The following is a 20,355-nucleotide window of genomic DNA, read 5'->3' as shown; positions in this document are numbered from 1 at the left end:
CTCTGAGGCAGGTGCCGTGGCTCCCGTACGTGGCCGGGCTGTGTCTGAACACAGAGTCTTATAGATTGAGGTCCGAACGACAACCTTCCCGGGGAGGAGATCGATCTAGTCCTCAGGGAGGAGGACGGGCCTCTGGGTCCGGCGGGGAGCGGAGTGCCCCTGTTCTGGTCATTGAGTCCTGGTCATTGAGTCCTGGGTGCGGCGGGGTTCTGGGGCCTGTGGGGTCCTGGGTCTGGTGGGGAGCGGAGGCCTCCCAGGATCAGGTGAGCGCACCTGTCTTATGCGGGACGTACCTTAGTTGCCGGAGACGTACCTTGTCTGACGGGGACGTACCTTAGTCGCTGGAGACGTACCTTAGAAGTCGTCTAAGGTACGTCCCCGACGACTAAGGTACGTCCTCAATAACTAAGGTACGTCCCGCACGGCTAAGGTACGTTCCTGACGGTAGACGCAACTGGTCGTGTGGGAGACTGCACCCATGTCTGAGACCACCCTCGCCCCCGCCCTGACGGTGCCAGCCCTGACCAGCCCGGACACCTACACCGACTCCCTGGCGGCCTTCGTGACCGCCTCCCCCTCCTCCTACCACGCCGCCGCCGAGGTCGCCGCCCGCCTGGAGGCCGTCGGCCTGACCGCCGTCAGCGAGACCAGGCCCTGGGGGAGCGGGCTGCCCCGTCGCGGCTACGTCGTGCGCGACGGCGCCGTCGCCGCCTGGATCCTGCCGGAGGCCCCCACCCAGGCCGCTGCCGCCCAGGGCACCTCCGCCACTCCGGCTGGCACACCGCCTACCCAGGGCGTCCCTGCTGGCAGCGCGCCCGCCGACGGTACTGTACCCGCCGGTGCTGCGCCCACCAGCAGCGTCCCCGCTGGCACGCCCGCACAGGTCCCGGGTGCCGGCGCCACCGACGTCGCCTTCCGCATTGTCGGCGCCCACACCGACTCCCCGGCCCTCAAGCTCAAGCCGCGGGCGGCGCTCAACCGCGCCGGCTGGCAGCTGGTCAACGCCGAGGTCTACGGCGGCCCCCTGGAGAACTCCTTCCTGGACCGTGAGCTCGGCCTGGCCGGGCGCCTGACCACGCGCGACGGTGCTACCCACCTGGTGCGTACCGGCCCCCTCGCCCGCGTGGCCCAGGTTGCCCCGCACCTGGACCACTCCGTCCACGACGCCCTGCGCCTGGACCGGCAGGCCCACCTGCTGCCCCTGTGGTCCCTGGCCCAGGACGAGGGTGCCGAGCTCGGCCCTGACGCGGTCGAGCGGTACCTGTGCGAGGTCGCCGGGATCGACTTCGCCGACCTGGCCGGGCACGACGTCCTGACCTACCCCACCGAGGCCCCCGCGCGCTTCGGTCGCCGGGGCGAGTTCCTGGCCTCGGCTCGCCTGGACAACCTCTCCTCCGTGCACGCCGCCCTGGTTGCCCTGGAGGCCCTGGCCAGTGTGCCAGCCGGTGACGGGGCGCCAGCTGGGGCTGCCCAGGACGGCTCGCCAGCTAGTGGTGGAGCGCTGGCAGCCAGGGCTGGCGCGCTGGCCGAGGCAGCTGGCGGCGGGGTGCTGGCAGCCGGTGGCGGGACCGCCCGCCCGGGTGCCGTCCTGCCTGTCAGCCCGCGCGACGCCGTCGTCCTGGTGGCGTTCGACCACGAGGAGGTGGGCAGCGAGACCCGCTCCGGCGCGGCCGGCCCCTTCCTGGCCACCCTCCTGGAGCGCCTGGGCGCGGCCATGGGGTACACGGGGGACGCCTATGCCGCGCTCCTGGCCCGCTCCAGCTGCGTTTCGGCCGACGCCGGGCACTCCGTCCACCCCAACTACGCCGGGCTCCACGACCCAGCCGTCCGCCCCCTGGTCAACCACGGCCCGCTGCTGAAGATCAACGCGCGCCAGCGCTACGCCACCGACGCGCCCGGCCAGGCCCTCTGGGCGCGCGCCTGCGCCGCCGCGCAGGTCCCCAGCCAGGACTTCGTCTCCAACAACGCCGTGCCGTGCGGCACCACGATCGGCCCGCTCACGGCCACCCGTCTGGGGGTCACCACGGTGGACGTCGGCGTCCCCCTGCTGTCTATGCACTCCCAGCGGGAGATGTGCGGGATCTGGGACGGGATGTGGATGTCGCGCGCCCTGGCCGCCTACTGGCTCGGTGCCTGAGGCCGTACAAGGTGCGCTGGCGTCTGGCCGGGAGGACAGCCTGGTCTGCACAAGGTGCGCCAGCGCCTGCCTAGGAAGACGGCGTGCGCTGGCCGGGAGGGCGCTGGTCTCCTGGCGTTGAGGCGCGCGTGCCGGGGCCGGACGACAGGTGCGGGGCGCTGGGGCGCGCCTGCGCCCAGATCCCGTGCCGGTAGGAGATTGGCGCGCCTCCGCGACCTCGACGGCGCCCAGGTGAGCTAGACCCCACACCAGCAGGGACCGGCTGGGTGACTAGGCGTCGCACGTGCCCTGCCTCGCCAGGCCCTGTGCCGGTAGGGGAGTGGCCGCTGGCCAGAACCCAGGTGCGGGGCGTCGGGGCGCGCCTGCGCCCAGATCCCGTGCCGGTCCGGCCAGCGCTGGCGGCCTGCTGATCGCCTACGACGCCCAGACCCCGCGCCAGTAGGGGACCGGCACCCCCTGGGCCTGCCAGCCCTCCGTCCCGAGGTCGCGGGCCCAGCGCAGGGGCAGGCTCGGGTCCAGGAGCGCGGGGCGCCCCACTGCCACGGCGTCGGCCTGCCCAGTGACCAGGATCTGCTCGGCCTGGGTGGCGCTCCTCATGACCCCGACCGTCACCACCGGCGTCGCGGTGGCGGCGACGGCGTCGCGCACCCGGGCGGCGAAGGGGACCTGGTAGCCCGGGGCCACCGGGACCTTTGCGGGCACGTTGCCGCCCGTGGAGACGTGGAGGACGTCGGCACCGGCCCCCACCAGCAGCGGCGCCAGCTCGGCGGTCTGCTCCCCGGTGAGCCCGCCCGCGGTCCAGTCGGTGGCGGACAGGCGGATACCCAGCACGGCGTCCCCGACCGCCTCGCGCACGGCCTCCACCACCTCCAGGACCAGGCGCCGGCGCCCGGCCGTGGTCCCACCGTAGGCGTCCGTACGGTGGTTGGACAGGGGTGAGAGGAACTCGTGGAGAAGGTAGCCGTGGGCGCCGTGGAGCTCGACCAGGTCGTAACCGGCCGCCACGGCCCGGCCGGCAGCCTGGGCGAAGGTCTCCACCAGGGCCCGCACCTCGGTGAGGTCGAGCTCGCGCGGGGTGGCGTGGCCGGGGTAGGCCAGGGCGCTGGGCGCCACCAGGTCCCAGCCAGCCAGAGTGCCTTGACGGGCCCCGACGGCGTCCGGGCGCCACGGGGGAGTACCGGCCTTGCGGCCCCCGTGCCCCAGCTGGACCCCGGCCAGGGAGCCGCTGGCGTGGATCGCCTCGACCAGGCGGGAATGCCCCGCGACCTGCGCGTCCTCCCACAGGCCCAGGTCCCGCGGGGAGAGCCGTCCCCGCGGGCTCACCGCCGTCGCCTCCACAACCACCGTCCCGAAGCCGCCAGCGGCGCGGGCACCGTAGTGGACGACGTGCCAGGGCGTGACCACGCCGTCCTCGGCGGCGCTGTAGGTGCACATGGGCGGCAGCCACAGGCGGTTACGGGCGATGCGCTCGCGCAGGGGAAGGGACTCAAGAAGACGTGGGGTGACCATGTCCGGCACGCTACGCCGCAGGGCGCGGTGAGGGTAGGGGAGGACGAGGGCCTTTCACCGCCAGTGAGCGCCAGGGCCCGACCGGCAGGCTGGGCCGGTCGGCGGGCGGGCCGGGCTAGTCGGCATGGCGGGGTGGCCCGCGGGCTAGTCGGCGGCGGCGAGCCGGGCGCAAGTTTCCCGTACAGTGAAGCGCACTCCCCGTCATGCAGGGGTAGCGCGTTAGGGTGCGTGGCATGACCAGTGACGCAGTCCTCGACGTCGAGCCCATCCTGCCTCCTCCGCCTCCTGCCGACGCGGCCGTGACGGCTCTGCCCGCCACCGGCCCCTTCCCCTACGGGCACCCTGGTCACGTCCCAGCGCCGGTGACACGGCGCTTTGACGACGTCGCCCTCGTCTTCGAGGGAGGCGGCATGCGCGCCACCTACACCGCGGCCCTGGTACGGCTCCTGCTGGAGGAGGGCCTGGACTTCGGGTGGGTCGGCGGTATCAGTGCTGGTGGCACCCACACCGTCAACTTCGTCGCCCGGGACAGGTGGCGTGCCCGTGAGGCCTTCCTGTCCATGCCGCTGGACCCGCAGGCAGGCGGCTGGGGGAGCTTTGTGCAGGGGCGGGGCTACTTCAACTCCGACCACCTCTACAAGGAGACCACCAACCCCGGTCAGCCCTTCCCCCTCAATATCGAGGTCTTTGCCGCCTCGCCCGCCCAGGTCCGCATTGGGGCCTTCTGCGGTGACACCGGCCAGGAGGTCTACTGGGGCAAGTCGGATCTGGACACCCTGGAGAAGCTGCTGCCGCGCGCCCAGGCCTCGGCGTCCATGCCGCTGCTCATGCCCCCGGTGACCATTGACGGTGCCCGGTACTACGACGGCGCCCTGGGGCCCACCGGGGGGTTCGCCACTGACGCGGCGCAGGCTGATGGTTTTGAGCGCATGCTCGTGGTCACCACGAGGCCGCCCGGGTACCACAAGGAGGAGGTGCGTTCACTCCTGTACCGTCAGGCGTTCCGTCGTCAGCCCCTGGTGGCCGACGCGATTATCGCCCGCCCCGCCCGCTACAACGCCACCATGCAGGAGCTGGAGGACCGCGTCCGCTCAGGCAGCGTCTACCTCTTCCAGCCTGACCGCATGGGGATTGAGAACGGTGAGCTGCGCTATGACCGGCTCGTGTCCGCCTATGAGGCCGGAATGGTCCAGGCGCGTCGTGAGCTGCCCCGGATCCTGGGGTTCCTGGAGGGGTGAGGCAGGTCTTCGGGCGCGTCCGTACCGTCGAGCAGGACGGGTGGGGTTCCTGGAGGGGTGAGGCAGGTCTGGCCGTGCGGCGCCGTCCGCTGTGCGTGGCTGCCTCCGCACCCGGGGCCAGGAGCGCCCCACCCCGCCCCCTCTCTCGCGAGAACGGTACTTATTCGTCGCGAGAACGGTACTTGTTTGTCGTGAGAACGGTACTTGTTGCTCGCGAGAACGGGGATGTCGGACGTCCACGGGGGTTCCCGACACAAAAGTGCACGAATTATACGGTTGTATGACTAACTTTTCGTCCGTCTGCTGCCCTGGATCCTGCTCGTGTCGCAATCTTGATGATCAGAGACGGTGGCATCCTCCCCGACGCCAGCAACCAAGCTCCTGACCTGCGCAGACATTAAGCAGACAAAGCTGCGGTCGGGGTGGCTCCGTCTCTGATCCTCAGATTGCGACAAAACCAGGCGTTCGACTGGCCAGATCCCTAGATAACTCTTCCTGCGGGGCGGGCTGGCGGCGGGACATGGCGCCCAGGGACGGGTCGCCCCCACGCTCGGCCTGGAGGAGTACCTGCGCGGCGGGGCATGGTGCCCAGGGACGGGTCCCACGACGGCGCCCGGCCCCGGGGTGCCTGGGGAGTGGGCGGCGTGACCGTTCATGTGGGCCAGGCGTTCCCGCCCGGCCCCGGGGTGCCGGAGCGACCTTGTGAATTACGAGCTGGGCCGACCACCCAGTTCCGGGGCGCTCGCGGAGCTGATGAGACGGCCGTCACCCACTCTGACGGGCACGTCACCCAGTCCCGGGGCGCTCGCGGAGCCGATGGGGCCGACGAAGCCAGCGGCTACCACGAGGAGGACCAGAAGGGGCGCCCACAGGACGGGTGGGGCTAGAGCTGCGTGGCGCGGCGGACGCTGGCGCGCAGTGGGGCGGGGCGTGGGTCAGGCCCGCCGGAAGCGCCGACCCGGCCCAGGGCGCTGCGGACGCTCAGTGCCGGGCCACCCCGTAGTGGGCGACGTCCTGGCCCGGGGTGAAGCCGAAGGTGGTGATTGCCGGGACCGCCTCCCCGCCGTCGAGCGCTCTGGCCAGCCAGGTCAGGACCGCGCGCTCGTGCGGCGGGACGAGGGCGGGCAGGGCGGTGAGGGGGAACCAGTCGAGCCCGGCGTCCTTCTCGTGCTCCTGGACGGTGGGGGTCCCCTGCCAGGCGCGGGCGGTGAAGAAGAAGTCGACCCGCTGCTCGACGGCGGCGCCGCCGACATCGTTGGAGCGGTGCATAGCCGTCAGCGTGGACAGGTCCTCCGGGGTCAGGACGACGCCGACCTCCTCGCGGGCCTCCCGGCAGGCGGCCTGGAGCACGGACTCACCGCTCTCGACGTGCCCGGCCGCCCCTGTGGCCCAGTAGCCGTCCATGTACCCCGTGTTCCGGCGCAGCTGGAGGAGGACCTCGGTGCCCGCGGCCGAGGAGCCGGGGGAGCGGGGCGCGGCGGTACCGGGCGGGACCGTACCGGCAGAGGGCGCCGGGACCGTGCCAGCGGGGGGCGCCAGGACGCCGGGCCTGGGTCGGGAGGTGCCCGCGAGCGCGATGGCAGCTGTAGCAGGTGCCGGGTCGCTGGTCCTGCCAGGTGTCTGGCGCAGCAGGAGGACGTAGGCGGCGGGGACCAGGGAGAAGGAGTGCACGCTCACGAGGCCGACTCTAGCCCGCGCCCCTGCACATCCGCCTCGGCGGCTACCCTCTGCAGTCCGGGGTGCCTGGGGCAGCCGGGGTGTTGGAGGCCACGGACGCGGCACCTGGCCCCGCCCGGCGCCCGCCAGCCCCGCCCGGTACGGGGGAGCCCCGCACCAGCTGGGTCTCGACCGGGTCCCGAGGGCCAGCCTCGCCCGGTACGGGGGAGCCAGCCGGTGAGGGTCTGACGGTAGTCCAGGCTGTGGCCAGGCCCGCCCGCCATGGGAGCCAGGACCCGGTCCGGGACGTCCTGGTGTCCGGGCCGTATGCGGCACAGGCGTCCGCCCTGAGGCCGCGCCTCATAGTCTCCTGGTTCTCGTGAAAGAACCCTATAGGTTAGAGGAAAGGCACAAAATAACGCCCTTATCACGGGGGAGAACCGGAGTTCCGGTAACGCACGCTGTCTGTCTATGGTGAGTGCATGACGACACATCCCCTCAACGAGGTCGCTGCGGCCGCTCCTTCTCGCGCCGCCCTGCGCGTCCGAGCTCTGGGGCGCGACGCCGTCCTGGTGGCAGCCGGAACCGCTGCGATCGCCCTCCTGGGCCAGCTCGCGGTCCCCCTGCCCTTTACGCCTGTCCCGGTCACCCTGGGAACCCTCGCGGTCCTCGGCGTCGGCGGCCTTCTGGGCTCCCGGCGCGGAGCGGCCTCCGCCCTGCTCCTGGCGGGCCTGGCCGCCGCTGGCGCCCCGGTGCTCCACGGCTGGACCAGCGGGGTGACCGCCACCTTCGGCTACGTCCTGGGCTACGTCCTGGTCGCCGTCGTGGCGGGGACCGCTACCGCCCCGGGCCGCCGCCTGCCCGCCCGCCTGGGGCTCATGCTCCTGGCCTCCGTGGCCGTCTACGTGCCCGGCGTCCTGTGGCTCGCCTACGCCAAGGGCCTGACCCTGGGCGCGGCCTTCACCCTGGGTGCCGTCCCCTTCCTGGTGGGCGACATCTGCAAGTCCCTGGCCGCCACGATCCTGCCCTCCCGTCATGCCTAGGCCCCCGCGCGGTCGCGCCCGCCTCAGCTCCAGGAGGTCAGGACCGCCCGGACGCACCGACCCCACCGGTCCTCCGACGTCCCGTCGGCCTGTGGCCCGCACCCGCTGAGGCTCCGGGGCACCCACGGTGCCGGTCCCAAGACCCCGCCCCATCCCGGTCCCCGCTCCCCGACGCTGCCGTGTCATCTACCCGGGTGACGCGGCAGCACTCCTGTGAGGGCTCGTCCGCACAAGGTGGGTTCGAGTCCTGCCGCCTCTGAGGGTGTGCGCACACACCAGGCTCGTCCGCACAAGGCGGGCTCGAGCCGTCCCTCCGCGCTGCCAGGGCTCTCCGCGCCGGGACGGCCGGGACTCGCGACGGTGGCCGGCGGCTGCTCCTCGTCTGGGCCGTCCCGCGGAGCGGCTGGGAGGTTGGGCTTGACGAGGTCGGGGGTGCTCGTCCGGGCCGTCCGCGCAAAGGTGGTTTCGGCAGCAAGCCCCTGGTGGTGTAGGACAGTCCGGGCCGTCCGCGTAAGGGCGGTTGGAACTGTTACGTCGGTACTGGCACCGGTGATCCTGCGGGAGCCGTAGGCTGCGACCATGAGCGTCGCCCTGTCCGTCATGGACCTCGTCCCTGTCCCCGCCGGTCGCAGCCGCGCCCAGGCCCTGGGTGACATGGTCGCCCTGGCACGCACCGCCGACGCCGCGGGGTACACGCGCTACTGGCTCGGCGAGCACCACGGCTCCACCACCTACCTGGCCAGTGCCACGACCATCCTCATGGGGCAGGTCCTGGCCGCCACCGAGCGGATCGGCGTCGCCAGCGGCGGCATTATGCTCCCTAACCACGCCCCCCTGGTCGTCGCCGAGCAGGTGGGGACCCTGGCCCTGCTCTACCCGGGCCGCGTTGCCCTGGGCCTGGGGCGCGCCCCCGGCACCGACGCCGTCACCGCCCGCGCCCTGCGGCGGCGGTCCGCCGACCCCCGTCGTTTCGCCGACGAGGTCCGTGAGATCCTGGGCTACCTCGGCCCCGGGCCCGACGCCGACGCCGCCGTCCCCGGCTCCCTCCGGCCCGCGCGACCTGCCCCGTCAGCCGGTGGGGTGCAGACGGGCTCACAAACCAATCCACGGGTAGACAGACGGACCCATTTACGGGCTAATGCACCGTCAAACCAGCAAATCGACCCACAGGCAGACAAGCAGGACAGACCGCAGACCTCCTCTCTGCCCCCGGCCTGTCTGGAGCCGACCGTGGTACGCGCCCTCCCCGGGGAGGGCACCAGCCCCCAGACCTGGATCCTGGGATCCTCGGTGACCGGGGCGCGGGTGGCCGGTGAGATGCGGCTTCCCTTTGCCGTCGCCTCGCACTTCGCCCCCTCCCAGGCCGAGGCCGCCATGACCACCTACCGCTCGGTCCTGGCCGACGCCCCCCAGCCGGTCCGGCCCCGGGTCGCCGCGGCCGTCAATGTCGTCCTGGCCCCCACGTGCCAGGAGGCGCAGCGTCTTTTCACGACCGCCATGACCGCCGCGGCGCGGGTCGTCGGTGGGCGTCCCGGACCCTTGGACCCGCCGACGTCGGACCTGGAGGCGTGGCGCGCCCTGGTGCCGGGGCGGGAGCGCACGGTGGAGTCCTCCATGGCGTTGTCCTTCGTGGGCGCTCCCCAGGAGGTGGTTCCCCGGCTGCGGGCCCTGGTGCGTCGCTGGGACCTGGACGAGCTCCTCGTGGTGACCACCGTGCACGACCCGCTGCTACGACGTCGCTCCTACGAGCTGCTGGCCGCCGCCTGGTAAGACCTGGGCTCACCGCCTGGGGCCCAGGGCGCCTGGTAAGGCCCAGGACGCTGCCGTCTAAAACCCAGTCTACCATCTAAAGCACAACCTACTATCTAAAACCCAGACCCATTACCTAAAAATAAACCTACCACTTAAAACCCAGCTCGCTACCTGAAACACAGTCCGCCACCACGCCCAGGAAGCCTCCCTCCACACCTGTCACCGGGACCTTAGGGTTCGGATCGCTCTCTTCACAGCAGCCAATGAAAGTATTCTGACCTGCGTAAACGCTGTGCGTCGCCGGGCTGGCGGGGAACCGTGTGACCACAGGGTAAGACGGTGCGCGCGTCCGGCGGCTCCATGGGGTACAGTGCCAGCCGTCCATTCGCATGAGTGTATGTGTATGCGTTGGTGTGCCACTGACCACCTCCTGCGATGGGCGCCCCGTCCTCCGGGCGTCAACGCCCCTTCCCGTGGGAGTTCCTCATGAACAGACTCATCCTGTCCCGTCGGGCCTTCGGAGCCGGCGTCATCTCGACGGCCGCCCTCGCAGCGCTCGCCGCCTGCTCCTCCGACACCACCTCCAAGGGAGGTGACGGCATTGTCACCGCCTACGACACCGAGCCCCAGAACCCCCTGATCCCCACCAACACCAACGAGGTCGGGGGCGGGCGCATTATCGACCTGATCTTCGCCGGCCTGTACTCCTACGACGCCCACGGGGCCCTGGTCAACGAGGTCGCCAAGGACGTCACCACCCAGGACAGCCAGACCTTCACCGTCACCCTCAACGAGGGCTGGACCTTCTCCGACGGCACCCCGGTGACCTCCGACTCCTTCATCAAGGCCTGGAACTACGGCGCCCTGAAGTCCCACGCCCACCTGTCCAGCGCCTTCTTCGAGCCCATCGAGGGCTTCTCCTACGACACCGACTCCGAGCTCACCGGCCTGAAGAAGGTCTCCGACACCGAGTTCACCATCACCCTCAAGGCGCCCCAGTCCGACTTCCTGCTCAGCCTGGGCTACTCCGCCTTCTACCCGCTGCCGGAGTCCGCCTACGCGGACATGGAGGCCTTCGGCCAGAAGCCGGTGGGCAACGGCCCCTACTCCCTGTCCTCCTGGACCCACAACGAACGCTGTGAGCTGGTTCCCAACGAGAAGTACTCCGGCCCGCGCAAGGCCGCCAACAAGGGCGTCAGCTTCGTGTTCTACACCACCTACGAGTCCGGTTACGCGGACCTCCAGTCCGACTCCCTCGACGTCATTGACGCCATCCCGGACTCGGCCCTGGCCACCTTTAAGGACGACCTGGGGGACCGGGCCATTAACCAGCCCGGCGCCGTCATCCAGTGCTTCACCATCGACGTGGGCTCGGAGCACTTCAAGATGGACGAGGAGGGGCGCCTGCGCCGCAAGGCCCTGTCCCTGGCGATCGACCGCAAGAAGATCTGCGACACCCTCTACTACTCCACGCGCACCCCCGCCTCCGACTTCACCTCCCCGGTCATTAGCGGCTGGAGCGACAAGGTGCCGGGCAACGAGGTCCTCACCTTCGACGCGACCGCAGCCAAGGAGGCCTGGGCCCAGGCCGAGGCCATCAGCCCCTTCACCGGCTCCTTCAGCATTGCCTACAACGCCGACGGCCCGCACAAGACCTGGGTCGACGCCGTGTGCAACTCCATCAAGACGGTTCTGGGTATCGAGGCCGCCGGCAACCCCTACCCCACCTTCAAGGAGCTTCGCGCCGACGTCACCGCCCACACCCTCACCTCGGGCTTCCGCGCCGGGTGGCAGGGCGACTACCCGTCCATGGGCAACTTCCTCAATATGGTCTACCGCACCGGTGCCGGCTCCAACGACGCCCAGTACTCCAACCCCGAGTTCGACGCCCTCCTGGACCAGGCGGCCCAGACCGCCGACCAGACCCAGGCCACCACCCTGTACCAGAAGGCCCAGACGCTCCTGTTCGCGGACCTGCCGGCCATCCCGCTGTGGTACCAGAACGGCTTCGGCGGGCACTCCACCAAGGTCAGCAACGTGGAGTTCGGCTGGAACTCTGCCCCGCTGTACCACGCCGTCACCAAGGACTGACGCCTACGGGGGCGGTGGCACACGGGCCACCGCCCCCGGCCCGCGTCACCACCACCAGAAGGAACCCTCATGCTCCGCTATATCGGGCGCAGACTCCTCCAGGTCATTCCCGTCTTCCTCGGCGCGACCTTCCTGATCTACGCCATGGTCTTCGCCATGCCCGGGGACCCCGTGGCGGCCCTGGCCGGGGAACGCAACCTGTCACCGGCCGTCATCGCCCAGCTTCGCGCCCAGTACCACCTCGACCAGCCCTTCCTCACCCAGTACCTGCTCTACCTCAAGGGCATCCTGGTGGGCGACTTCGGCACCACCTTCTCCCACCAGCCCGTCACCCAGGTCATGGCCCAGGCCTTCCCGGTGACCATCAAGCTCTCCCTCATGGCCCTGGTCATCGAGGGCGTCCTGGGCGTCGTGGTGGGGACCCTGGCGGGCCTGCGCCGTGGCGGGTTCTTTGACGCCACCGTGCTGGTGGTCTCCCTGACCGTGATCGCCGTGCCGACCTTCGTCACCGGCTTCGTCATGCAGTTCCTCGTCGGCATCAAGGCGGGGTGGCTGCCGGTGACGGCGGGCTCCAGCCCCGGCGTCACGGACCTGCTCATGCCCGCGATCGTGCTCTCGGCCGTGTCCTTCGCCTACGTGCTGCGCCTGACGCGCACGGAGGTCAGTGAGAACCTGGGGGCCGACCACGTGCGCACCGCCCGCGCCAAGGGCCTGGGGCGCACCCGCGTGGCCACCCACCACGTCCTGCGCAACTCCCTCATCCCGGTGGTCACCTTCCTGGGGGCCGACCTGGGGGCCCTCATGGGCGGGGCCATTGTCACCGAGGGCATCTTCAACATCCACGGCGTGGGTGGCACCCTCTACAAGGCGATCACCCAGGGGCAGGGATCCACGGTGGTCTCCTTCACCACCGTCCTCATCCTCGTCTTTATCGTCTCCAACCTGCTCGTAGACCTGCTCTACGCCGCCCTCGACCCGAGGATCCGCTATGCCTGAGACCCCCACCACCCGCCCTGCCGGGCGGGAACCGCTGCCCGGCCAGGAACGCTTCGTCTCCGACACCGACGAGACCGGCCTGGGCGCCGTGGACGCCGTGGCCGACGAGTCCGCCCCCTCCTCCATGTGGGGCGAGGCCTGGAAGGTCCTACGCCGTCGGCCCCTGTTCTGGGTCGCCGCCCTGCTCATTACCGGGGCCGTGGTCCTGGCGCTCGTCCCCGGCCTGCTGGCCCGCACGGACCCGACATCCTGCATCCTGGACGACTCCCTGGCCCCACCCCGCTCCGGGCACCCCTTCGGCTTCGACCTGCAGGGCTGCGACATCTTCGCCCGCACCGTCCACGGGGCGCGCGCCTCGGTGAGCGTGGGCATCCTCACCACCTTCCTGGTGGTGGTCCTGGGCTCCCTCGTGGGCACGATCGCCGGGTACTTCGGGGGCTGGTTCGACTCCCTCCTGTCGCGCATGACCGACATCTTCTTCGCCATCCCCTTTATGCTGGCGGCCATCGTGGTGATGAGCATGTTCAAGACCCACCGCTCCATCTTCACCGTGGTGCTGGTCCTGGGGATATTCGGCTGGCCCCAGATCGCACGCATTGCCCGGGGCGCCGTCATGGGGATCAAGAACGACGAGTTCGTCACCGCCTCCATCGCCCTGGGGGCCGGTCGCTGGGCGACCCTGGCACGCCACATCGTCCCCAACGCCGCCGCCCCGATCATTGTCACCGCCACCGTCTCCCTGGGCTCCTACATCGTGGCCGAGGCCACCATGTCCTTCCTGGGGATCGGCCTGCCCGCCAGCGTCGTCTCCTGGGGTGCTGACATCTCGGCGGCCAAGGACTCAATGCGCACCGCCCCCCACATCCTGTTCTACCCGGCCGGGGCCCTGGCGCTGACGGTCCTGGGCTTCATTATGATGGGCGACGCCGTACGCGACGCCCTGGACCCCAAGACGAGGAAGCAATGAGCACCACGCCTGACTCCCGCGCCGCCCGGCCCGCCCCGGCCCCCCTGCTCCAGATCCGCGACCTGGACGTCGCCTTCCGCTCCTCCACCGGCATGGTCCCCGCGGTCAGGGGCGCCAACCTGACCATCTACCCCGGCCAGTCGGTGGCCGTGGTGGGGGAGTCCGGCAGCGGCAAGTCCACCATGGCCCACGCCGTCATCGGACTGCTGCCCGGCACCGGGCGGGTCACCGGCGGGCAGATCCTCTTCGAGGGCCGGGACGTCGCCCACCTGCGGGACAAGGAGATGACCGCGCTGCGCGGGTCCCGTATCGGCCTGGTCCCCCAGGACCCCATGAGCAACCTCAACCCCGTGTGGTCCATCGGCTACCAGGTCAAGGAGGCGCTGCGGGCCAACAACGTGGTGCCCGGCAAGGAGATGGACCAGAAGGTCCTGGACCTGCTCACGCAGGCCGGACTGCCCGACGCCGCCCACCGCGCCAGGCAGTACCCCCACGAGTTCTCCGGCGGCATGCGCCAGCGGGCCCTCATTGCCATCGGCATGGCGGCCCACCCCAGCCTCCTCATTGCCGACGAGCCCACCTCCGCCCTGGACGTCACCGTCCAGCGGGTCATCCTGGACCACCTCCAGTCCCTGACCCGCGAGCAGGGCACCGCCATGCTCTTTATCACCCACGACCTGGGCCTGGCCGCCGAGAGGGCCGAGCACCTGGTGGTCATGCACCGCGGGCGGGTGGTGGAGTCCGGGCCCAGCCTGGAGATCCTCCAGGAGCCCCGCCACCCCTACACCAGGCGCCTGGTGCAGGCCGCGCCCTCGCTGGCCTCCCAGCGTATTGAGGCCGCCCACGCCCGGGGCATTAAGGTCACCGAGGACGAGCTCCTGGGGGCCGGGCTGGGGGCCACAGCCACCGACGCCGTCATCCGCGTGGAGAACCTGACCAAGGTCTTCAGCGTGCGCGGCGCCAAGGGGAAGGCCAAGGAGCTCAAGGCCGTGGACGACGTCTCCTTCACCCTGCGCGAGGGCACCACCCTGGCCCTGGTGGGGGAGTCCGGCAGCGGGAAGTCCACGGTGGCCAACATTGTCCTCAACCTCATTGACCCCACCTCGGGCAAGGTCTACCACCACGGCACCGACCTGTCCACGCTGGGAAAGGCCGATCTCTTCGCGCTGCGCCGTCGCCTCCAGCCGGTGTTCCAGAACCCCTACGGCTCCCTGGACCCCATGCGCTCGGTGTTCAGCTCGGTCGAGGAGCCCCTGCGGGTGCACCAGGTGGGCTCGCGCAAGGAGCGTGAGGCCCGGGTGGCCGAGCTGCTGGACATGGTGGCCCTGCCCCGCTCGGCCATGCGCCGCTACCCCGGGGAGCTCTCCGGGGGCCAGCGCCAGCGCGTGGCCGTGGCCCGGGCCCTGGCCCTGCGCCCCGAGGTGGTGGTCCTGGACGAGGCCGTCTCCGCCCTGGACGTGCTGGTGCAGTCCCAGATCCTCATGCTGCTGTCCAACCTGCAGTCCGAGCTGGGGCTGAGCTACCTGTTCATTACCCACGACCTGGCGGTGGTACGGCTGCTGGCCGACGACGTCGTGGTCATGGAGAAGGGGAAGGTCGTGGAGTCCGGGCCCAGCGACGAGCTGTTCGCCAACCCGCGCCAGGAGTACACCCAGCGGCTCATTGCCGCCGTGCCCGGTGCCGGTATCGACCTCTACCGCGACGCCGCCTAGGGCCCGCGCAGGGCCGGTCAGCCGCAGCTGCCAGCCGGGCCTGCCCGTGCGGGTGCCGGGGCCCTCCGCAGGATAATGACGCCGTGTTTTCGGTCACGTACGGGGTGCCGTATGCGGGTCGCTGCGGGGCTGTGCCCACCGTTCGCGACCCCGCTGTGACATGACCGGCCGCTCATGTTACAGCCTGGTGCCCGTCTCCGGGTATTCTCACCTCAGTCCTGTACCTGGTCTGCCCTGTGTGGGGCTGGCCGGGACGGAGGTGTCCGCACCCGCCCGGCCGCCTCGTTGCCGACGGCGACGTCAGGCGGGAGAACCGGAAGAGAAGACCCTATGCTCCCCTACCTAGCCAGGCGGATCGCGAACTACGCGATACTGCTGTTCATAGCGACCTCTATGGCCTACATCATGGCCTCGTACTCCATGGATCCGTCCAACCTGTGGAACATCCAGGACCCCAAGCTCAACTGGGCTGCCATCCACGACAACCTCGTGAGCTACAACATCGCCCACGACATGCCGGTCTGGGACCGCTACGTCACCTGGCTCCAGAACGTCTTCCTGCACTGGGACTGGGGGTACTCCCCCAAGGGCGAGGTCATTAACGACGTCATCGCCGTACGGGCCTTCGTGTCGCTGCGCCTGGTGGTCCTGGGGGCCACCATCGGCCTGCTGGGCGGCGTCGCCCTGGGGGCCTGGACCGCCACCAAGCAGTACACCGTCACGGACCGGGTGGTCTCCCTGGTCTCGATGCTCATTATCTCCACCCCCGCCATGGTCATCGCGATCCTCCTGCAGGTCATCGCGGTGCGCGTCAACAACGGTACCGGCTACCACATCTTCGAATTCTCCGGCGAGGGCTCGGGGTTCGCCGGGCGCGCCCAGCACCTGCTGCTGCCCACCATCTCCATGTCCCTGGGAATGCTCGCGAGCTACTCGCGCTACCAGCGCAACCTCATGCTGGACACCCTGGGGGCGGACTACGTGCGTACCGCCCGGGCCAAGGGGCTGGTCAAGCGCCGGGCGGTGACCCGGCACGCCCTGCGCACCGCCCTGATCCCCATGGCCACCTACTTCGCCTTCGCCCTGGCCGGCCTGTTCACCGGGGCCACCATTACCGAGCGTGTCTACGGCTGGCACGGTATCGGGGAGTACTCCGTCGACGCCATCTCCCAGTACGACATCAACGGGACCGCCGCCGTGGTGGCCTTCTCCGGGCTGTGCACCCTCACCGGGGCGCTGCTGTCGGACGTCTTCGTGGCGGTCGTCGACCCCCGAGTGAGAGTGAGCTGACCCATGGCGAGCAAGACCCCTGACCGCAGTGTCCTGTCGCGCTCGGGTGCCAACGCCGTCGCCTCGGCCAGCGCCGAGCAGCTCGGCAACGCCCCCGCCGAGACCCGTGACACCTCCGAGCCGCTGACCTCCAACCCCAAGGAGTCCAAGCGCCTGGGCCGTGCCCAGATCATCCTGCGACGCTTCCTGCGCAACCGCTCCGCCGTGGCCGGCGCCGTCGGCCTGGTCCTGGTCCTGTGCTTCGCGGTCTTCGGCGCCAGTATCAGCCCCTGGGGGTACCGCGACGTCTCCAGCGAGTTCCTCCAGCCCCCCAGCGCCGCCCACTGGCTCGGCACCACCCAGGGCGGGCGCGACGTGTTCGCCATGACCGTGGAGGGCACCCGCAAGTCCATGCTCATCGGCATCTGCGTGGCCCTCCTCCAGACCTCCATCGCGGCGGTGGTGGGCAGCTCGGCGGCGTACTTCGGCGGCCGGTGGGAGAAGGTGGCCCTGTGGTTCACCGACCTGCTCCTGGTGGTTCCCTCCTTCCTCATTATCGCCATCCTGTCCCAGAAGGCGGGTGCCTCCAAGGGGTCGGTCACCCTGTTCATCGTCCTGCTGGCGGGGTTCGGCTGGATGCTGACCGCCCGCGTGGTGCGCTCCCTGACCCTGAGCGTGAAGAACCTCGACTACGTCCAGGCGGCCCGTTTCATGAACGTGCCCAGCGCCGTCGTGATCGGGCGGCACATTATCCCCAATATCGCCTCCCTGCTCATTGTGGACGCCACCCTCAACGTGGCCTACGCGGTCCTGAGCGAGACGACCCTGTCCTACTTCGGCTTCGGGGTGCAGACGCCGAACACGTCCCTGGGTACGCTCATTGCCGAGGGGCAGCGTGCCGCCACCACCTCGCCCTGGATCTTCCTGGCGCCCGCCACGGTGCTGGTCACCATGCTGCTGTGCGTCAACTTCATGGGTGACGGCCTGCGTGACGCCATCGACCCCTCGTCCAAGTCTGGAGGCAAGGCATGAGCCGCCGTACCAAGAACCCCAAGGCCCCGGCCTTCGCCAGCGACGCGCTGCCCGACCCCGCCTCCGACGCCCCGCTGCTGGAGGTCACCGACCTGCGGGTGAGCTTCCCCTCCGAGGACGGGCGGGTGGACGCCGTGCGCGGTGTCAACCTGTCCGTGGCCCGTGGCGAGGTCCTGGCCCTGGTGGGGGAGTCCGGGTCGGGTAAGTCCGTGACCTCCACGGCGGTCATGGGGCTGCTTGACGAGTCGGCCGACGTCAGCGGCTCCATCACCCTGCACGGCACCGAGATCCTGGGGCGCTCCGACGCCTACATGTCGCGGATCCGGGGCGTCCAGCTCTCCATGGTCTTCCAGGACCCCCTGTCCGCCCTCACCCCCGTCTACACGGTGGGTCAGCAGATCGTCGAGGCCCTGAGGATCCACGACGAGAAGATGAGCGGTGACAAGGCCTGGGAGCGCGCTGTCGAGCTGCTGGACCTGGTGGGCATCCCCAACCCGACCGTGCGTGCCAAGGCCTACCCCCACGAGTTCAGCGGCGGCATGCGCCAGCGTGCCGTGATCGCCATCGCCATCGCCAACAACCCGGACCTCATTATCGCCGACGAGCCCACCACCGCCCTGGACGTGACCATCCAGGCCCAGATCCTCGACGTGCTGCGCACCGCCCAGAAGGAGACCGGTGCCGGGGTCATTATGATCACCCACGACCTGGGCGTGGTGGCGGGCATGGCCGACCGGGTGGCGGTCATGTACGCCGGACGCATTGTGGAGACCGGCACCGTGGACGAGATCTTCTACCACCCGGCCATGCCCTACACCGTCGGCCTGCTGGGGGCCCTGCCACGCCTGGACGCACGCAAGGACTCCGCCCTGGCCACCCTGGAGGGCAACCCGCCCTCCCTGCTGGCTCTGCCGCCGGGCTGCCCCTTTGCCCCCCGCTGCCCCATGGCCGAGGACGCCTGCCGCGCCTCCGAGCCGGACCTGACCGTGGTGTCCGGGGTCGGGGACCAGGCCCCCGACCCCGGGGCCCAGGTCACCCGCCGGCACACCGCCGCCTGCCGCCGCACCCAGGAGATCAGCTCCGGGCAGGTGGACCGCACCCGGATCTTCCCGGTACCCGCGCTCAAGACCCCGGACGCCCTCAGCGTCCCCCACGCCGAGCGCCAGGAGGTCCTGCGCGCCACGGACCTGGTCAAGGAGTTCCCGCTCATGAAGGGTGCCGTCTTCAAGCGCCGCGTGGGCACGGTCCACGCGGTCGACGGCATCTCCTTCGACATCCGCGAGGGGGAGACCCTGGCCCTGGTAGGGGAGTCCGGCTGCGGCAAGACCACTACCCTCATGGAGGTGCTCTCCCTGAGCGCCCCCCAGTCGGGCACCATTGTGGTCCTGGGCCGGGACTCCCGGGAGATCACCCGCAACGAGCGCAGGAAGGTCCGCCAGGACCTGCAGATCGTGTTCCAGGACCCCATGGCCTCCCTGGACCCGCGCCTGCCGATCTACGACATTATCGCCGAGCCGCTGCGGCACAACGGCTGGAAGAAGGCGGACATCGCCCCGCGCGTGGAGGAGCTCATGGCCCTGGTGGGCCTGGAGCCCAGCCACGCCAACCGCTACCCGCGCAACTTCTCCGGCGGCCAGCGCCAGCGCATTGGCATCGCCCGGGCCCTGGCCCTGGAGCCCAAGCTCCTGGTCCTGGACGAGCCGGTCTCCGCCCTGGACGTGTCCATCCAGGCCGGCGTCATTAACCTCCTGGACGAGCTGCGCGCCACCATGCGGCTGAGCTACCTGTTCGTGGCCCACGACCTGTCCGTGGTGCGGCACATCGCCGACCGGGTGGCCGTCATGTACCTGGGCAAGATCGTCGAGGTGGGTGACGTGGACACCATCTTCGAGGCCCCGGCCCACCCCTACACCCAGGCCCTGCTCTCGGCCATCCCCATCCCGGACCCGGCCAAGGAGCGTACCCGCAGCCGTATCATCCTCAAGGGCGACCTGCCCAGCCCAGCCAACCCGCCCTCGGGCTGCCGCTTCCACACCCGCTGCCAGCTCTTCCTCACCCTCAACGAGGAGCAGCGGAGCCGCTGCCTGGGGGCCATGCCCGAGCACACCTCCATGGGCGACGACCATCAGGTAGCCTGCTACTACCCCCAGCAGACCGCCGTGTTCTGAGCCCGACGTCGTCCTGGCCCGGACACCGTGGTTCCCGCCTGCCAGGACGACGCCGGCCCCTGGTCCTACGACCCCGAGGCCGCCAAGAAGCTCCTGGACGAGGCGGGCTGGACGGTGGGCGCCGACGGGATCCGCGAGAAGGACGGCCAGAAGCTGAGCCTGAGGTTCACCTTGCCCCAGGGGGTGCCCACCACCGAGAACGAGGCCGGGCTCCTCCAGTCCCAGCTGGCCGAGGTCGGCATCACCCTGACGCTCGACGGGGTGGACACCGACAAGTTCCAGACCGAGTACGTCCGCAAGTCCAACTTCGAGATCACGGGCTTCACCTGGCTCGGGACCCAGTACCCCATAGGCAACCTGGGGCAGGTCTACTCCTCCACCGGGGGCTCGAACTACTCCAAGATCTCCGTGCCCGAGATCGACTCGCTCGTCACGCAGGCCAACACCGCCCAGACCAATGAGGAGCGGCTCAAGATCGCCACCCAGATCGACGTCCTGGTGTGGGAGAACGTCTTCAACATCCCGATCTACAACCGGGTCCAGCTCACCGCGGTGCCCAGGAAGCTGGTCAACTTCGGTGCGGTGGGCCTGGGTTCCTTCCGGCCGGAGGACGTGGGCTACCTCTCCGAGTGAGCCGGTGGGCCGAGCCGCGGCAGGACGACCGCGCCGGGCTGTAGGCGATGTGGTAGCGCGCCTGAGACGCGCTACCACATCGCCGCCCTCTGTGTGACCCCGGTCTACTGACTGGACGGCATGTGTCCAGTATGTGAAATATTTCCCGCGTG

The 20,355-nt window shown here is 70.3% G+C and carries 14 protein-coding genes; 12 read left to right on the top strand and 2 right to left on the bottom strand.

All coding sequences use genetic code 11. From position 1 onward, the window contains the following. The first annotated feature begins 478 nt into the window (after positions 1–478). Positions 479–2,137 (top strand): M18 family aminopeptidase, encoded by a 1,659-nt coding sequence (locus JJJ15_RS04935; protein WP_200511635.1) that lies wholly within the window; start codon positions 479–481, stop codon positions 2,135–2,137. 414 nt (positions 2,138–2,551) lie between these two features. Here JJJ15_RS04935 and JJJ15_RS04930 read toward each other — a convergent pair whose 3' ends face one another. Then, positions 2,552–3,646, bottom strand: coding sequence for an NADH:flavin oxidoreductase/NADH oxidase (locus JJJ15_RS04930; protein ID WP_200511634.1), 1,095 nt, complete (start codon positions 3,644–3,646; stop codon positions 2,552–2,554). A 233-nt stretch (positions 3,647–3,879) separates the two neighbouring features. Between JJJ15_RS04930 and JJJ15_RS04925 the strand changes: the two genes are divergently transcribed. After that, positions 3,880–4,884, top strand: coding sequence for a patatin family protein (locus tag JJJ15_RS04925; protein WP_200511633.1), 1,005 nt, complete (start codon positions 3,880–3,882; stop codon positions 4,882–4,884). 981 nt (positions 4,885–5,865) lie between these two features. Here the strand turns inward: JJJ15_RS04925 and JJJ15_RS04920 are convergent. After that, entirely contained in the window at positions 5,866–6,561 is a 696-nt protein-coding gene (locus JJJ15_RS04920) for an NUDIX domain-containing protein (protein ID WP_348641494.1), read from the bottom strand. A 461-nt stretch (positions 6,562–7,022) separates the two neighbouring features. Here JJJ15_RS04920 and JJJ15_RS04915 point away from each other — a divergent pair, with 461 nt between their 5' ends. The 10 genes from JJJ15_RS04915 to JJJ15_RS04870 all read left to right on the top strand — a co-directional run bounded on the left by JJJ15_RS04915 (position 7,023) and on the right by JJJ15_RS04870 (position 20,203). Beyond that, positions 7,023–7,583 carry a biotin transporter BioY gene (locus tag JJJ15_RS04915; RefSeq protein ID WP_200511632.1) on the top strand — a complete coding sequence of 187 codons (561 nt, stop codon included), beginning with the start codon at positions 7,023–7,025 and terminating at the stop codon, positions 7,581–7,583. 579 nt (positions 7,584–8,162) lie between these two features. Then, positions 8,163–9,353: an MsnO8 family LLM class oxidoreductase gene (locus tag JJJ15_RS04910; RefSeq protein ID WP_200511631.1), complete on the top strand. Its 1,191-nt coding sequence runs from the start codon at positions 8,163–8,165 to the stop codon at positions 9,351–9,353. Between the two features lie 468 nt (positions 9,354–9,821). Beyond that, a complete protein-coding gene (locus JJJ15_RS04905) occupies positions 9,822–11,426 on the top strand; it encodes an ABC transporter substrate-binding protein (protein WP_200511630.1) in 1,605 nt (534 codons plus the stop codon). A gap of 69 nt (positions 11,427–11,495) precedes the next feature. Continuing rightward, positions 11,496–12,422 carry an ABC transporter permease gene (locus JJJ15_RS04900; RefSeq protein ID WP_106109720.1) on the top strand — a complete coding sequence of 309 codons (927 nt, stop codon included), beginning with the start codon at positions 11,496–11,498 and terminating at the stop codon, positions 12,420–12,422. Further along, positions 12,415–13,389: an ABC transporter permease gene (locus tag JJJ15_RS04895; RefSeq protein ID WP_106109719.1), complete on the top strand. Its 975-nt coding sequence runs from the start codon at positions 12,415–12,417 to the stop codon at positions 13,387–13,389. The genes JJJ15_RS04900 and JJJ15_RS04895 overlap by 8 nt, the downstream gene beginning before the upstream one ends. Continuing rightward, positions 13,386–15,101: an ABC transporter ATP-binding protein gene (locus JJJ15_RS04890; RefSeq protein ID WP_200511629.1), complete on the top strand. Its 1,716-nt coding sequence runs from the start codon at positions 13,386–13,388 to the stop codon at positions 15,099–15,101. The genes JJJ15_RS04895 and JJJ15_RS04890 overlap by 4 nt, the downstream gene beginning before the upstream one ends. A gap of 330 nt (positions 15,102–15,431) precedes the next feature. Continuing rightward, the gene (locus tag JJJ15_RS04885; protein WP_200511628.1) at positions 15,432–16,391 is read left to right on the top strand and encodes an ABC transporter permease; all 960 of its coding nucleotides are present in this window, start codon (positions 15,432–15,434) and stop codon (positions 16,389–16,391) included. Positions 16,392–16,394: 3 nt separating this feature from the next. Beyond that, the gene (locus JJJ15_RS04880; protein WP_200511627.1) at positions 16,395–17,402 is read left to right on the top strand and encodes an ABC transporter permease; all 1,008 of its coding nucleotides are present in this window, start codon (positions 16,395–16,397) and stop codon (positions 17,400–17,402) included. Beyond that, positions 17,399–19,570, top strand: a complete 2,172-nt coding sequence (locus tag JJJ15_RS04875; protein WP_200511626.1) for an ABC transporter ATP-binding protein — start codon at positions 17,399–17,401, stop codon at positions 19,568–19,570. The genes JJJ15_RS04880 and JJJ15_RS04875 overlap by 4 nt, the downstream gene beginning before the upstream one ends. A gap of 27 nt (positions 19,571–19,597) precedes the next feature. Next, positions 19,598–20,203 carry an ABC transporter substrate-binding protein gene (locus JJJ15_RS04870; RefSeq protein ID WP_200511625.1) on the top strand — a complete coding sequence of 202 codons (606 nt, stop codon included), beginning with the start codon at positions 19,598–19,600 and terminating at the stop codon, positions 20,201–20,203. The last annotated feature ends 152 nt before the right edge of the window (positions 20,204–20,355 follow it).

The organism is Actinomyces sp. HMT897, assembly GCF_016626125.1.
Lineage (GTDB): Bacteria > Actinomycetota > Actinomycetes > Actinomycetales > Actinomycetaceae > Actinomyces.
This window is presented reverse-complemented; position numbering and strand designations above follow the sequence as displayed.

Excerpts from the sequence above, each read along its gene's own strand:
- JJJ15_RS04935 (WP_200511635.1), top strand. The coding sequence starts at position 479 with ATGTCTGAGACCACCCTCGCCCCCGCCCTGACGGTGCCAGCCCTGACC.
- JJJ15_RS04910 (WP_200511631.1), top strand. The coding sequence starts at position 8,163 with ATGAGCGTCGCCCTGTCCGTCATGGACCTCGTCCCTGTCCCCGCCGGT.
- JJJ15_RS04925 (WP_200511633.1), top strand. The coding sequence starts at position 3,880 with ATGACCAGTGACGCAGTCCTCGACGTCGAGCCCATCCTGCCTCCTCCG.
- JJJ15_RS04895 (WP_106109719.1), top strand. The coding sequence starts at position 12,415 with ATGCCTGAGACCCCCACCACCCGCCCTGCCGGGCGGGAACCGCTGCCC.
- JJJ15_RS04890 (WP_200511629.1), top strand. The coding sequence starts at position 13,386 with ATGAGCACCACGCCTGACTCCCGCGCCGCCCGGCCCGCCCCGGCCCCC.
- JJJ15_RS04915 (WP_200511632.1), top strand. The coding sequence starts at position 7,023 with ATGACGACACATCCCCTCAACGAGGTCGCTGCGGCCGCTCCTTCTCGC.
- JJJ15_RS04900 (WP_106109720.1), top strand. The coding sequence starts at position 11,496 with ATGCTCCGCTATATCGGGCGCAGACTCCTCCAGGTCATTCCCGTCTTC.
- JJJ15_RS04875 (WP_200511626.1), top strand. The coding sequence starts at position 17,399 with ATGAGCCGCCGTACCAAGAACCCCAAGGCCCCGGCCTTCGCCAGCGAC.
- JJJ15_RS04880 (WP_200511627.1), top strand. The coding sequence starts at position 16,395 with ATGGCGAGCAAGACCCCTGACCGCAGTGTCCTGTCGCGCTCGGGTGCC.
- JJJ15_RS04905 (WP_200511630.1), top strand. The coding sequence starts at position 9,822 with ATGAACAGACTCATCCTGTCCCGTCGGGCCTTCGGAGCCGGCGTCATC.
- JJJ15_RS04930 (WP_200511634.1), bottom strand. The coding sequence starts at position 3,646 with ATGGTCACCCCACGTCTTCTTGAGTCCCTTCCCCTGCGCGAGCGCATC.
- JJJ15_RS04885 (WP_200511628.1), top strand. The coding sequence starts at position 15,432 with ATGCTCCCCTACCTAGCCAGGCGGATCGCGAACTACGCGATACTGCTG.